At 69.6% G+C, this 12,816-nt stretch carries 13 protein-coding genes; 4 read left to right on the forward strand and 9 right to left on the reverse strand.

What is annotated here, in order from left to right:
- Positions 1-2: 2 nt before the first annotated feature.
- Together H7K45_RS04855 and tap are read right to left on the reverse strand one after the other, a co-directional pair.
- The gene (locus tag H7K45_RS04855) at positions 3-1,631 is read right to left on the reverse strand and encodes an L-lactate permease (RefSeq protein WP_263994638.1); all 1,629 of its coding nucleotides are present in this window, start codon (positions 1,629-1,631) and stop codon (positions 3-5) included.
- A gap of 54 nt (positions 1,632-1,685) precedes the next feature.
- Positions 1,686-2,924, reverse strand: coding sequence for a multidrug efflux MFS transporter Tap (tap, locus tag H7K45_RS04860; protein WP_263994639.1), 1,239 nt, complete (start codon positions 2,922-2,924; stop codon positions 1,686-1,688).
- A gap of 75 nt (positions 2,925-2,999) precedes the next feature.
- Here tap and H7K45_RS04865 point away from each other — a divergent pair, with 75 nt between their 5' ends.
- Together H7K45_RS04865 and H7K45_RS04870 are read left to right on the forward strand one after the other, a co-directional pair.
- Positions 3,000-3,830 carry a uracil-DNA glycosylase gene (locus tag H7K45_RS04865; RefSeq protein ID WP_263994640.1) on the forward strand — a complete coding sequence of 277 codons (831 nt, stop codon included), beginning with the start codon at positions 3,000-3,002 and terminating at the stop codon, positions 3,828-3,830.
- Positions 3,831-3,873: 43 nt separating this feature from the next.
- The gene (locus H7K45_RS04870; protein WP_263994641.1) at positions 3,874-4,926 is read left to right on the forward strand and encodes an LLM class flavin-dependent oxidoreductase; all 1,053 of its coding nucleotides are present in this window, start codon (positions 3,874-3,876) and stop codon (positions 4,924-4,926) included.
- Positions 4,927-4,949: 23 nt separating this feature from the next.
- Here the strand turns inward: H7K45_RS04870 and H7K45_RS04875 are convergent, their stop codons facing one another.
- Positions 4,950-5,399 carry a nitroreductase family deazaflavin-dependent oxidoreductase gene (locus tag H7K45_RS04875; RefSeq protein ID WP_263994642.1) on the reverse strand — a complete coding sequence of 150 codons (450 nt, stop codon included), beginning with the start codon at positions 5,397-5,399 and terminating at the stop codon, positions 4,950-4,952.
- A gap of 110 nt (positions 5,400-5,509) precedes the next feature.
- On the opposite strand from H7K45_RS04875, the gene H7K45_RS04880 reads away from it, so the two are divergent.
- Positions 5,510-6,469, forward strand: a complete 960-nt coding sequence (locus H7K45_RS04880) for an amidohydrolase family protein (RefSeq protein WP_263994643.1) — start codon at positions 5,510-5,512, stop codon at positions 6,467-6,469.
- 9 nt (positions 6,470-6,478) lie between these two features.
- Here H7K45_RS04880 and H7K45_RS04885 read toward each other — a convergent pair whose 3' ends face one another.
- The 4 genes from H7K45_RS04885 to H7K45_RS04900 form a co-directional block, all read right to left on the reverse strand.
- The gene (locus tag H7K45_RS04885; RefSeq protein WP_263994644.1) at positions 6,479-6,904 is read right to left on the reverse strand and encodes an HIT family protein; all 426 of its coding nucleotides are present in this window, start codon (positions 6,902-6,904) and stop codon (positions 6,479-6,481) included.
- A 23-nt stretch (positions 6,905-6,927) separates the two neighbouring features.
- Complete coding sequence (locus H7K45_RS04890) at positions 6,928-7,821, reverse strand: hypothetical protein (protein WP_263994645.1); 894 nt, start codon at positions 7,819-7,821, stop codon at positions 6,928-6,930.
- Positions 7,822-7,947: 126 nt separating this feature from the next.
- Positions 7,948-8,430, reverse strand: coding sequence for a DNA-deoxyinosine glycosylase (locus H7K45_RS04895; protein WP_263994646.1), 483 nt, complete (start codon positions 8,428-8,430; stop codon positions 7,948-7,950).
- Positions 8,431-8,469: 39 nt separating this feature from the next.
- Positions 8,470-9,225: a DUF899 family protein gene (locus H7K45_RS04900; protein WP_263994647.1), complete on the reverse strand. Its 756-nt coding sequence runs from the start codon at positions 9,223-9,225 to the stop codon at positions 8,470-8,472.
- A gap of 91 nt (positions 9,226-9,316) precedes the next feature.
- Here H7K45_RS04900 and H7K45_RS04905 point away from each other — a divergent pair, with 91 nt between their 5' ends.
- The gene (locus H7K45_RS04905; protein ID WP_263994648.1) at positions 9,317-10,441 is read left to right on the forward strand and encodes an adenylate/guanylate cyclase domain-containing protein; all 1,125 of its coding nucleotides are present in this window, start codon (positions 9,317-9,319) and stop codon (positions 10,439-10,441) included.
- Here the strand turns inward: H7K45_RS04905 and H7K45_RS04910 are convergent.
- Together H7K45_RS04910 and H7K45_RS04915 are read right to left on the reverse strand one after the other, a co-directional pair.
- Positions 10,425-12,593: a heavy metal translocating P-type ATPase gene (locus tag H7K45_RS04910; protein WP_263994649.1), complete on the reverse strand. Its 2,169-nt coding sequence runs from the start codon at positions 12,591-12,593 to the stop codon at positions 10,425-10,427. The two genes, H7K45_RS04905 and H7K45_RS04910, sit on opposite strands and share 17 nt — an antisense overlap.
- The gene (locus H7K45_RS04915; protein ID WP_263994650.1) at positions 12,590-12,796 is read right to left on the reverse strand and encodes a cation transporter; all 207 of its coding nucleotides are present in this window, start codon (positions 12,794-12,796) and stop codon (positions 12,590-12,592) included. Before H7K45_RS04915 ends, H7K45_RS04910 begins: the two co-directional genes overlap by 4 nt.
- Between the last annotated feature and the right edge of the window lie 20 nt (positions 12,797-12,816).

Consider the following 12,816-nt stretch of genomic DNA (forward strand, 5'->3'; position numbering starts at 1 on the left):
TGTCATGGCACCATCCACGACAAGATGGGCGAGGCTTGTAGCGCCGACAGCGCGCAGAGGACGAGCAGGAAGCCCAGACTCCACAGCACGACCCGGCGGAAGATCTCGCCCTCCTTGCCGTCGAGTCCCACCGCCGCCGCGGCGATGGCCAGGTTCTGAGGCGAGATCATCTTTCCCAACACGCCACCGGAACTGTTGGAGGCGGCCATCAGCACCTCCGAGAGCCCGGCCTGGTTGGCCGCGGTCACCTGCAGGGCACCGAACAAGGAATTCGCCGAGGTGTCCGACCCGGTGACCGCGACACCCAGCCAACCCAGGATCGGCGAGAGCAGCGCGAATGCCGTTCCCGCCCCGGCCATCCATGTGCCCAGGGTGATGGTCTGGCCGGACACGTTCATCACGAACGCAAGCGCCAGCACCAGCATCACCGTGACGATCGCCCACCGAAGTTGGTGCAGCGTCGCACCGTAGGCCTTCAGCGCCCTTGGCGCCGAGAGCCGAAGTGCGACCATGGTCAGCAGTCCTGCGACCAGCATCTGGGTGCCTGGTGTGGTCAGCAGGTTGAGGGTGAACTTCGCCAAGTTCAGCGGATCGCCGTCGGCGTCGACCACGTCGAGGCCGGGCCAGGCGAAGGAGATCGTCGCGCGGTCCAGCAGCTTCTTGACCGCACTGATCTGGCAGATTACGAAGACGGCGATGATGATGCCGTAGGGCGCGTAGGCCTTAACCACGTCGGCGCGGGAGTCGTCGACCTCGGCGTCGTCCGGCATCTGGGTAGAGCCCGCTGCGCCGACCCGTGCGGGGACGTCGGCGGTGCGAGCCGGGCGCCGGATTCGCACCATCGCGACCACGGCGGCCGCCGACACCAAGGCGGCGACCACGTCCGCCAGCGGGACCGAGACGAAGTTCGACGTGGCGTATTGCGCGGCGGCGAACACCACGCCGCACACCAGCGCCACCGCCCAGGTCTGCCGCAGACCGCGCCGACCGTCCACGATCGCCACCAGAGCCAGCGGGACGAACAGCGCGAGCAGCGGCGTCTGGCGACCAATCATCGCGCCGAGCGTGTCGACCGGGAGCTCGGTGACCCGGCCGAGGGTGACGATGGGGGTGGCCATCGCGCCGAAGGCAACCGGCGCGGTGTTTGCGACCAGGGCGAGCACGGCCGCCTTCATCGGCTGAAAACCCAACGCCATCAACATGACCGACGTCACCGCGACCGGGGTGCCGAAGCCGGCGAGCGCCTCCATCAACGCCCCGAAGGAGAACGCGATGATGATGGCCTGCACCCGCTGGTCGTCGCTGACGCTCGCGAACGAGCGCCGCAGCACGTCGAAGTGACCGGTCTCGACCGTCATCTGGTACACCCAGATCGCGTTGATGACGATCCACAGGATGGGGAAGAAGCCGAACGCCGCGCCCTCGGTGCCGGCGAGGAGTGCCTGACCGACCGGCATGCCGTAGACCACCACGGCAATGGCCAGCGACACCGCCAGTGAGATCAGCGACGCCACCCATGCCGTCATCTTCAGAGCGCCCAGCAGCACGAAGAGCAGCAGCAATGGGATGGCCGCCACCACTGCGCTCCAGGCGAGAGAACCGGCGACTGGGTCGAGAACTTGTTGGTACACGGCGGACCTCGATTGTGGTGTGCGTCACATTCGTCCTGTGACTACCCCCATCGATCAGTCGAAAACCGGGGTCTCCGGATCACGGTCCAGATGACGCAGGGCGGGCGCGAAGATCGCCGCCACCGCGAGCAGCAGCATGGGCAACGACAACGCCAGGAAGGTCACGTGCAACCCCGCGGTGTCGGCCAGCGGCCCGGCGACGACCAACCCCAGTGGGCCCGCCGCGTAGGCCAGCGAGCCCATCACGCCGACCACCCGGCCGCGCAGATGTGCCGGCGCTCGGGTCTGCATGACGTAGTTGTAGATCGGCGCGATGGGGCCGTAGACGAACCCGACGACGGCGCACAACACCAGGATCACCGGCAGCGGCGGCAGGAAGGCGATGACCGTCATGGACACCCCGAGCACCAGCAGGGCGACCAGCATGATCGTCCGCCGCTCCGAGTGCCTGGACAGCGCCGCGTAGGCCAGGGCGCCGACCAGTCCGCCGACGCTCAACGCCACCAACACCCAGCCCAGCTGGGCAGGCTCGTTGCGGTCGGTGAAGTACTTGGGGAACAGCACGCTCTCCATCGGCATGTACAGACCGGTGGCGGTGAGGTCGACGATGGCCAGCGTGCGGAGCACGGGCGTGTTCCACACGAACTTCAACCCCTCGACCACGCCGGCCCACACCTGCGGAACGTGCTCGCGGTTGGGCACGCCCGCCCCGTCGAGCCGAAGCGCTGCGACCGCCGAGATGGACAGCAGGAAGGTCCCGGCGGTCACCCACATCGCCTCGACGCCGCCCAGGGTGGTGATCAACAGGCCGCCGAGGCCGGGGCCGACGATGTAGGCCAGGTTGAACACCGCCTCGTACACCCCGTTGGCACGGTCGAGCGTCCACCCCGCCTCCCGGGCCGCCTCGGGGAGCATCGTCTCGCGGGCCGTCATTCCCGCCGGGTCGAACAACGCGCCGAGGGCTGCCAACGCGGCGAGCACCGCCACGTTCACCGCGCCGGCGCCGAAGGTCAGCGCGATCAGCGGCACCGCGGCGACCGAGACGGCGGACAACGCGTCGGAGATCATCGACACCCGCCGACGGCCCAGGTAGTCGACCGCGGCCCCTGCCATCAGGGTCGCCGCCAACAACGGCAACGTGCCCGCCATGGCGACGATCGACGCGTCGACCGCAGAACCGTTGCGCTGCAACACCAGCCAGGGAAACGCCACCAGGGAGATGCCGTTGCCTGCCCCTGCGGTCAGCGCGGCGAAGAAGATCAGGAACAGGGGGCGTCGGTTGGTGGTGATCATGGTGCGTCGCGGCTGAATGTAACAGCGGGTCCGCCCGCTCGGCCAACACCTTCCCGCCGCGGGCACAGTGGGGGAATGACGCTCGAGCATCCGCGAACCGGCGAGCCCTTCGACTCACCGGTGTCCCCCGGGACCGGTTGGCCCGGTGATCCGGCGGGCCCCGACACCGTGGTGGCCACGACGGCGGCGAAGGTCCGTCGACTGGCCGCCAGGGCCCGCGAGGTCGCCGAGCTCGACGCCGAGGTCAGCGTGTGCCGGGCCTGCCCGCGGCTGGTCGCCTGGCGGGAGAAGGTGGCCGTCGAGAAGCGCCGGTCGTTCGCCGGCGAGCCGTACTGGGGGCGGCCGGTCCCCAGTCTGGGTGCCGCCGCGCCGAGCATCCTGGTGGTGGGGCTGGCGCCGGCGGCCAACGGCGCCAACCGAACCGGCCGGGTGTTCACCGGTGACCGCAGCGGCGACGTGCTGTTCGCCGCCCTGCACCGCGCCGGCCTTGCCAGCTCACCACTGAGCGTCGACGCCGCCGACGGTCTCGTGCTGGTGGGCACCCGCATCGTCGCGCCCGTGCGCTGCGCGCCGCCGGACAACGCGCCCACGCCGCAGGAGCGGGAGACGTGCGCACCGTGGTTGGCCGCCGAATGGCAGCTGGTGCGGCCCAGCGTGCGCGCGATCGTGGCGCTCGGCGGGTTCGCGTGGAAGGTCGCGCTGGACATGGTGCGGGCCGGCGGTGGGACGGTCCCGCGCCCGCAACCCAAATTCGGTCACCTCGTGCTCGCGCCGCTCGCTTCGGGCGTGGGGGAGGTGTCGCTGATCGGCTGCTTTCACCCCAGTCAGCAGAACACCTTCACCGGCCGCCTCACCCCGGCCATGCTGGACGACGTGTTCAGCACCGCCGTGGCGATCGCGAATTAGTCCAACGGGGAACGATCCCGGCGGCCCGTCGGTTGAATGAAGCGTGCGACTTTCGGTACTAGATCTCGTCCCGGTCCGTAGCGACCAGACCACCTCCGATGCGCTCGCGGCGACGGTGCACCTCGCCCAGACCGCCGACGAGCTGGGCTACACCCGATACTGGGTGGCCGAGCATCACAACATGCCCGCCGTCGCGGCGACCAGCCCGCCGGTGGTGCTGGCCTACTTGGCCGGTCAGACCCGGCAGGTGCGGCTCGGCTCCGGCGGGGTGATGTTGCCCAATCACGCTCCGCTGGCTGTCGCCGAGCAGTTCGCGCTGCTGGAGGCCGCGGCTCCCGGACGTGTCGACCTGGGCATCGGACGGGCGCCCGGCTCGGACCCCGTGACGTCGATGGCCCTTCGCGGTGCCGCCGGCAGGGACGATTCCGACATCGAGAACTTTCCGCAGTACCTCGACGACGTGGCCGCGTTGATGGGCACCACCGGTGTTAGGGTCGCGGTGCGCAGCAGGGGTCTGCTCGACCAGAACTACGTCCTGAAGGCCACGCCGGCGGCCAAGAGCGAGCCGCGACTTTGGCTACTCGGATCCTCGCTGTACTCCGCGCACCTCGCGGCCGCCAAGGGTCTGCCGTACGTCTTCGCCCACCACTTCTCCGGGCAGGGCACCGAGGAGGCGCTCGCCACCTATCGCTCGGAGTTCCGGCCCAGTGATCTGCTTGCCGAGCCCACGACGTTCATGACGGTCAACGCTTCGGTCGCGGGAACCCGGGAGGAGGCGCTGGATCTGATGCTGCCCAACCAGCACATGATGGCGTTCCTACGGACCGGTCAACCGTTGCGCGCCCTGGACCTCGTCGAGGACGCCAAGCGCGTCGAGCTCAGTTTCCAGCAGGAGGCGATCGTCGACGCGGGCCTGGAGCGCGCCATCGTCGGGTCGCCCACCGAGGCGGCCGACCAGGTGCGCGAGCTGGCCACCCACTTCGGCGTCGACGAGGTAATGGTCAACCCCGTCGGGTCGGCGTTCCGCGGCGTCGACCCCCGGCTCGCGCCCGCGCGCGACCAGACGTTGGAACTGCTCGCCAAGGAGCTGTTCTAGGTCTGGGGTGCGACGGCGGGCCGTCAGTTTGGATTCAGCGCGATGATGGGAATTGGTCGCGTCGTGCGCTTCTGATACCCGTCGTACCGGTGAGAATTGTTCTCGTTGACCAACTTCCACAACCGGGCGTAGTCGGCATCGTCGGGTCCGATGATGCGCGCGGTCGCGGGCATCCTCTTGGGCCCGACGTTGATCTCCACCGTCGGGTTGGCCTTGAGGTTGAAGTACCAACCGGGGGCCTTGGGGTCTCCGCCCTTGGACGCGACGACGTGGTAGGACCCGCCGTCGAGCAGATAGCTCAGCGCGTTGGTGCGCGCGATACCGGTCTTCGCGCCGACGGTGTGCAGCAGGAGAATGGGCGCTTGCCCGGGGATCTTGTGCCCTACCCAGCCGTTGGTCTTGCGGTAGATCGCGTCGTGGACCTTGAGAAGCGGAATGCCGAGGTAGCGCTCCCAGACGGGAATGGTGCTCATGGGCGACAGTCTGTCATTCGGCGGTCTCGTGGCGGCGCAGCCACGGCTTTTGGTGTGGATGTGTAGCGGGTGACATTGTCGAGCGCCGCGGCGTCGCGCATCGTGGAGCCATGACGACTGGCCCGATCGACATTCACGCGCACTGGCTCCCCGAGGAGTTGTTCGGACTGCCGCCCGGGTCGCCGGTGCCTCCGATGCACGGTCGCGACGGTCAGCTGTACCTCGGCGAGTTGCCGCTGTACTTCGAGACCGAGGCGATGACCGATCCGCACCGGGTGCTCGCCGACACCGACGCGGCCGGCCTGGGCACCAGGGTGCTCTCGGCCCCGCCGTTCGCCTTTCCCGTCGCCGCCGCCGAAGGGGTCGCCGACTACGTCGACGACTTCAACGAGGCGCTGACCAAGGTGTGCCGCGACAGTGGCGACCGGCTTCTCGGGCTGGGCCTGGTGTCGTTGCACGACCCGGACGCCGCGCGCACTCAGATGGACCAGATCGCCGCGACCGACGTGGTCCGCGGCATCGCAGTGCCGCCGCTGCTGGGGTCGACGTCGTTCGACGTCGACCCGATGCGGGAACTGCTGAGGGCCGCCGCCGAGCGCGACCTCGCCGTGCTCGTGCATCCGATGCAGCTGCCGCGGCCGGAACTGTCGTCCTACTACCTGGTCAACCTGATCGGCAATCCCGTCGAAACCACCACCGCTGCAGCCTCCTTGGTGCTCGGTGGCGTGCTGGAGGAGCTGCCGAACCTGCGGATCTGCATGCTGCACGGCGGTGGGTGTGCGCCAGCGCTGGTGGGACGGTGGCAGCATGGCTGGGAGAAGCGCGCGGACGTGCGCACCGCGGAAACCCGTTCTCCCCGTGAGGGGTTCGCGGGCCTGTGGTTCGACACCTTGACGCACGACGCGGCGACGTTGGAGTTGTTGCGCGCGCAGGCCGATCCATCGCACCTGATGTGTGGCAGTGACTACCCGTTCGACATGGGGGTGGCCCGCCCGCAGGACCTGCCGAACGGCGTAGGCATCGACGACGCCACGCTCGAACGCAACGCGCGGCGCTTCCTCGCTCTCTAGCTCTGGTCTCTAGGCGTCGAGGGCGGCCAAGGCGTCGCGCAGGATGGCGCCCGACGCCTCGCGGTCGGGGTCGCGGCGGACCACCAACCCCTTGGCGAAGGACAGCTTGTCCCCGGTCTTGCGGGGCGCGACGTGCAGGTGGATGTGGAAGACGGTCTGAAAGGCCGCCTTCCCGTCGTTGAGGACGACGTTGTTGCCGTCGGCGTGCAGTTCCGAGGCCCGCGCGGCCTTGGCGATCCGCTGCCCGATGCGCATCATCGCGGCCACTGTCTCGGGTGGGGTGTCCGTCAGGTCCACGGTGTGCGCCTTGGGGATGACGAGCACGTGACCGCGCACGATGGGCCGAATGTCGAGGATGGCGAGGTAGTCGTCATCCTCGTAGACGCGGATGGCCGGCGCGTCACCGGCGACGATGGCACAGAACACGCAGGACATGGGGCCACCGTAGTGGCCGTTCCTCAGGCCTCCGTGTACGCGGGTCGGGTGCGGTCGTCCCGCACGCGGTCAGGGGCCGGCTCGCCGCGACGGTCGAGCGCCGCGCACACGTCGTCGGGGATCGGTGCACGGTCGACCGCGCGGGCGAAGTCGCGAATCGAGGAGCCGGCACAGCGGCCGTCGACGTTGCGCGCGCCGAGGCCCGCTCGGATGTCACCGACGTCGACGCTGTCGAACTCGACGGCGAACCGGGTCCGGTCGCACTCGGTCGGGGCGTCGGAGCGCAGATGCTGACCGGAGAACTGCAGAACGCCGCCGGCGGAGGTGACGAACGTGGTGGCCGAGAACGGGTCGACGGGTTCGGTAGGACCGGGACGAGGTCGCCCGGCGCGTCGTGGATCGTGGTGGTCGTAGCTCGCCGAGTCGTTCGCGATCGCCCGGCTGAAGTAGCTCGGATACAGCGTCATCGCGTCGTCGGGGTCGACGTCGAACACCGGCACCCAGTGGTCGAGTTGCGCCGGAGGAGCCGAGCACCACGTGTCGCGGCACGGACGCCATGCGTCGGCGCCGGAGACGTTGCCCGTGGACGCGCTCAGGCGCGGCGGGCCGACGTAGGTGGTCTCGGGGTCGGCGCCGCGCTCGAGGAGGAGGTCCCCGATGATGCGCGTCGTCTCGGGGTGATGGGCGAACCGCCAAGTCAGTGTGGCGAGAATGGCGTCGTGCTCGGCGGCAGGCAGGTCGAACTGGGCGAGTTCGGGATCCCGGCCGCCAAAGGCGTCGCCGATCAGCTTCCTGGCGAACATGACGAGCGCCGTCGACGCGGGCGAAGGGCACGTGACGTTGACGGCGCCGCCGTGTACGAGGGCGCGCCGAAGGGGGCCGTTCACCGGCTGGTCGACGAGCACTGCGATCGACATTGACCCGCTACCTCCACCCCACGACCCGAGGTTAGCTGCGGGTTAACCGCAGCCGACGTATTGACGCGTGGTAGGGCGACTATACCGCTGTCACTGTTTGCGCAGTCGCGGCAATGCGGGCGAAATCTAGACCACCGCGCGCCATTGCGCGGCCTTCTCGACCAGCGACATGGGCAGCGCACCGCTGCTCGACGGCAGCCGGACGGCCTCGATCCCGGTGTGCACCCGTGCGGCGTACAGAGTGGCGGCGGTCGACCCGTTGGCGAAGATGCGCTCGATGCCAGGGTGCCGTGACAGCAGCGGCGCGAAATCGTTGATCACCACCGACGCCTGATCGATCTTGGCGTCCATGCTGCCCACGCGGCGACAACTGTGGATGACGTCCCACAGCGCCACGCCGTGACCCGTGAGCGCCTCGATCCGCTGGTCGTAGGGCATGTCCACGTCGATGTCGAAGACGGCGCCCATTAGTTGCCAGAACTGGTTGCGCCGGTTGGCGTAGTACTCGCCGACGGCCAGCGACCGTTCACTGGGAAAGGAGCCAAGGACGAGCACACGGGTGCCGTCGGCGACGACGGGCGACAGGCCTTCTCGCAACGGTTCGGTCATCGTCGTCGATCTTCGCAGAGCCGGGCGACGGGTCCTGGATCAGCCGTCGTCGCGGCGCCCGAGCGTGGTCACCGGTGTGGCGCCGGGGCGGGTCCACTGCGGCACCGGCCGGCTGGTCGGGCCCCAGGTCGGGTTGCCCTCGGAGTCGGTGCACCAGTACCAGCACGAGTGCCGCCCTGCGGGCCAGCCGTCGGGAACGTCCTCCCATTCCTCACTTCGGCCGTAGGGAGTCATGTCCAGCAGGCCCATCGAGGCGTTGACTCGTTCGTTGCCTCGGGCGGTCGTCGAGTACGTGAGGAACGTGCGGTTGCCGAATCGCAGGTATGCCGTGAGATGACCCATCGGTCCACCTGCTGGGCCGTCGAGACCGCGGCAGGAGTACCAGGGTTCGCGGTAGCCCATGAAGTCGACGTAGGGCGCCACCTCGTCCCACGCGCCCTCGGTCAGCACGGCGTAGGAGACGCCTCTGACGTCGAGGTACGCGGCATCGTCGAGATGCCAGGCGGTGGTGGTGCAGCCGCCGCACTGCCCCTGATGCGGGGCGCCGTCGTGCCACATGTGCTTGTAGACGACGAGTTCGTCGCGACCGTCGAACAATTCGACGAAGGGGACGGGCCCACGGGGGCCGACGACGGGGACAGTGCCGTCGAACTCCACCATCGGGAGTCGACGACGGGCGGCGGCGATCGCGTCTCCCTCGCGGGTGTGGGCCTTCTCGCGGATCAGCAGCTCGTCGCGGGCGGCTTGCCACGTCGCGGCGTCGACGATGGGTGGGCGGCCGGTTGGCGTGGTCATGACAGTTCCCTTCGAGCGTGGTTCGACGGTGTAGACGATCGGTGGGCCCGGAACTCATCGCAGTCGAGAACCCGTCGGATACCTTGAGCCCGTGGACGACCTCGATGACCTGGACGCGGCCGGCCTGCTCGACGGCCTGGAAGGGACCGCGCGTATCGAACGCGCCGAGCTCGTCGAGTGGTTGACGGCGCGGGGCTACACCGCCGACCAGATTCGGGAGTCCTTCGCCCCGATGCTGCTGGCCACGCGTGCCGCCATCGGGGACGACGGGACGTTGGTGTCGGCCAGGCAGATCAGTGAGGCCAGCGGTCTGGATCTCCAACTGCTGGAACGGTTGATGCGCGCGGTGGGCTTGCCACGGGTGGACGATCCGGACGCCGCGGTGCTGCCGAAGTCCGACGGCAACGCGTTCGCAAGCGCGCGCCACTTCCTCGAGCTCGGGATCAGCGAGGACCAAGTGGTGTTGGTCCTGCAGGTGCTCGCCGAGGGCTTGACCCGTGCGGCGGAGGTGATGCGGTATGCCGCGCTGGCGGCCGTCCTCAAGCCGGGTGCCACGGAGTTGGAGACCGCCAAGGCCTCCGAGGTGTTGGTGCAGCAGGTGGCGCCCCTGCTCGGTCCGATGATGGAGGACACGCTGCGGCTGCAGCTGCTTCACGTCATGGAGAACGAGGCCGTGACGAATACCGAACGGGCGGAAGGTGTTCCGCTTCCCGGCGCTCGGCTGGTCACCATCGCCTTCGCCGACCTGGTCGGGTTCACCAGGTTGGGGGAAGCCGTACCGCCCGAGGAACTCGAGGCGTTGGCCCACCGGCTCGTCGACCTGGCGCGCGAGGTTGCGCAGCCGCCGGTCCGCTACGTCAAGAGCATCGGCGACGAGGTGATGCTCGTCAGCAGTGATCCGGTTGCGATGATCCGCGCCGCCCTCGATCTGCTGGAGGCCACCGAAGCCGACGAGGACTTCCCCCGGTTGCGGGTGGGGTTGGCCACCGGAATGGCGGTCAGCCGGGCGGGCGACTGGTACGGCAACTCGGTCAACCTCGCCAGCCGGGTGACGGGTGCCGCCCGGCCCAGCGCCGTCCTGGTGTCGGAGTCCACCCGGGAGGCCGTCGGCGACGTCGAGGAGTTCTCCTGGTCATTCGCCGGCGCGCGCCACCTCAAGAACATCAAGGACGAGGTCAAGCTGTTCCGGGTCCGCCGGGCTACCGCGAGGGAGTGAACCGCCGCAGCCGCAGGCTGTTGCTCACCACGAACACCGAGCTGAATGCCATTGCGGCACCAGCGATCATCGGGTCGAGCAAGCCGAGTGCGGCAAGCGGGATCGCCGCGACGTTGTAGGCGAACGCCCAGAACAGGTTTCCCCGGATGGTGCGCAGGGTCGCCCGGGAGAGGCGAATGGCGTCGGCGGCTGCGCGCAGGTCGCCGGTGACCAGCGTCAGGTCTGCGGCCTCGATGGCGACGTCGGTGCCGGTGCCCATCGCAAGTCCGAGGTCGGCCTGCGCCAGTGCCGCCGCGTCGTTGACGCCGTCGCCGACCATCGCGACCACCTTGCCGTCGGACTGCAACCGCTTGACGTGGTCCACCTTGTCGGCGGGCAGTACGCCGGCGATCACCGCGTCGACGTCCGGGTCGATCCCGACCTCGCGTGCGACCGCGCGGGCTGCGCGCTCGTTGTCTCCGGTCAGCAGGACGGGGGTGAGCCCCAGCCGGCGCAGGTCGCCGATCGCCTCCGCAGCCGTGTCCTTGACGGTGTCGGCGACGACGACGACGGCGCGGATCTCGTCGTCCACGGCGATCCAGACCGGCGTTCGGCCACCGGATTCGGCGTCTTCGGCCGCGGCCACGAGGTTCTCGGGCGGCGCGGCGGCCCCGGCGTCGCGCAGCCAGCTCAGGCGGCCGGCGGCGACCCGCGCGCCGGCCACGACGCCGGTGACACCGTTGCCCCCGTGGTTGACGAAGCCCTCGACCGGGAGCAGGGGGCCGGCGCCTGCGGCGTGGTCGGCGATCGCCCTGGCGATGGGGTGTTCGGATCCGTTCTCGAGGGCGCCTGCGCGCCGAAGGGTTTCGTCGTCGCCGACGACGTCGACGACCGTCATCCGGCCGGTGGTGATCGTGCCGGTCTTGTCGAGGACGACGACGTCGACGCGGCGCGTCGACTCGAGTACCTGCGGCCCCTTGATCAGGATGCCGAGTTGGGCGCCGCGGCCGGTGCCCACCAGCAGTGCCGTCGGGGTCGCGAGTCCGAGCGCGCACGGGCAGGCGATGATCAAGACGGCGACGGCGGCGCTCAGTGCGGCCGTGGCGGAGTTGCCGGTGAGCAGCCAACCCGCGAAGGTGGCGGCGGCCAGGGCGATCACGACGGGGACGAACACCGCCGAGACGCGGTCGGCCAGCCGCTGCACCTCGGCCTTGCCGTTCTGGGCGTCCTCGACCATGCGGGCCATCCGAGCCAGCCGGGTGTCGGATCCGACGCGGCTCGCCCGAACCCGAAGTACACCACTGACGTTCACGGTGGCTCCGGTCACCTCGTCGCCCACGGCGACCTCGACGGGCACCGATTCGCCCGTCAGCATCGACGCGTCGACCGCCGATGCGCCCGCCACGACCACGCCGTCGGTGGCCACCTTCTCACCGGGCCGCACCACGAAGACGTCGCCGACGGTCAGCTGGTCGACGGGTATGCGCTCCTCGCGGGAGTCGTCTCCCGCCGTGGTGCCCCGGACCACCGCGACGTCCTTGGCCCCCATGTCCAGCAGGGCCCGCAGCGCGGCTCCGGATCGGGTCTTGGCCCTGGCCTCGAAGTGGCGTCCGGCGAGGATGAGGGTGGTGACGACCGCGGCCACCTCCAGGTAGAGCTGGTGATGGGTGTCTCCGGAGAACACCTGTCCGGCCGACCACAGGTACGAGGCGAGCACGCCGATGGAGACCAGGGTGTCCATCGTCGTGGCCCCGTGCCGCAGGTTGACCAGCGCGGCTCGGTGGAACGGCCAGGCGCCCCAGCTGACCACGGGGGTGGCGAGCGCCAAGGCGGCCCATTGCCAACCGGTGAATTGCCAGGCCGAGATCATCGACACGGCCAGCACGGGCACGCTGAGGACGGCCGAGACCACGAGGCGGAGTCGGTATTCGTCGTCGTCGCGGTGGCGTGTGGACCGGCGCTCGGGGCGGTCGACCGTCGCGGAGTAGCCGGTGGCCTGGACCGCCGCCACCAGGTCGTCGGTGGTGACGCCGGCGTCGAAGTCGACGGCGGCTCGTTCGGTCGCGAAGTTGACGCTGGCCCGCACGCCGTCGATCTTGTTGAGCCGCTTCTCGATTCGCGCCGCGCAGGAGGCGCAGGTCATCCCGTCCAGGGAGAGGGTGACGGTGCTCATGGCGTCACCGCGGTCGCGTCGTAGCCGGCGTCCTCGATGGCTGCGGTGACCGCGTCGACGTCGGGGGTGCCCTCGACCCTCACGGTGCCCTCGGCCAGGGCGACGTCGACCGAGGTCACCCCGGGCAGCGGGGTCACCGCCGAGGTGATCGCGGCGACGCAGTGCGCGCAGCTCATGCCGTGCACTTCGAACAGGACGCTCATGCCGCCACTATATACCCATA

This window comes from Mycobacterium yunnanensis (genome assembly GCF_025823185.1).
Lineage (GTDB): Bacteria > Actinomycetota > Actinomycetes > Mycobacteriales > Mycobacteriaceae > Mycobacterium > Mycobacterium yunnanensis.

What these genes read in the sequence shown, in the direction of transcription:
- H7K45_RS04890 (WP_263994645.1), bottom strand. Translation starts at nt 7,821, where the DNA reads ATGTCGATCGCAGTGCTCGTCGACCAGCCGGTGAACGGCCCCCTTCGG.
- H7K45_RS04895 (WP_263994646.1), bottom strand. Translation starts at nt 8,430, where the DNA reads ATGACCGAACCGTTGCGAGAAGGCCTGTCGCCCGTCGTCGCCGACGGC.
- tap (WP_263994639.1), bottom strand. Translation starts at nt 2,924, where the DNA reads ATGATCACCACCAACCGACGCCCCCTGTTCCTGATCTTCTTCGCCGCG.
- H7K45_RS04915 (WP_263994650.1), bottom strand. Translation starts at nt 12,796, where the DNA reads ATGAGCGTCCTGTTCGAAGTGCACGGCATGAGCTGCGCGCACTGCGTC.
- H7K45_RS04885 (WP_263994644.1), bottom strand. Translation starts at nt 6,904, where the DNA reads ATGTCCTGCGTGTTCTGTGCCATCGTCGCCGGTGACGCGCCGGCCATC.
- H7K45_RS04865 (WP_263994640.1), top strand. Translation starts at nt 3,000, where the DNA reads ATGACGCTCGAGCATCCGCGAACCGGCGAGCCCTTCGACTCACCGGTG.
- H7K45_RS04900 (WP_263994647.1), bottom strand. Translation starts at nt 9,225, where the DNA reads ATGACCACGCCAACCGGCCGCCCACCCATCGTCGACGCCGCGACGTGG.
- H7K45_RS04880 (WP_263994643.1), top strand. Translation starts at nt 5,510, where the DNA reads ATGACGACTGGCCCGATCGACATTCACGCGCACTGGCTCCCCGAGGAG.
- H7K45_RS04910 (WP_263994649.1), bottom strand. Translation starts at nt 12,593, where the DNA reads ATGAGCACCGTCACCCTCTCCCTGGACGGGATGACCTGCGCCTCCTGC.
- H7K45_RS04875 (WP_263994642.1), bottom strand. Translation starts at nt 5,399, where the DNA reads ATGAGCACCATTCCCGTCTGGGAGCGCTACCTCGGCATTCCGCTTCTC.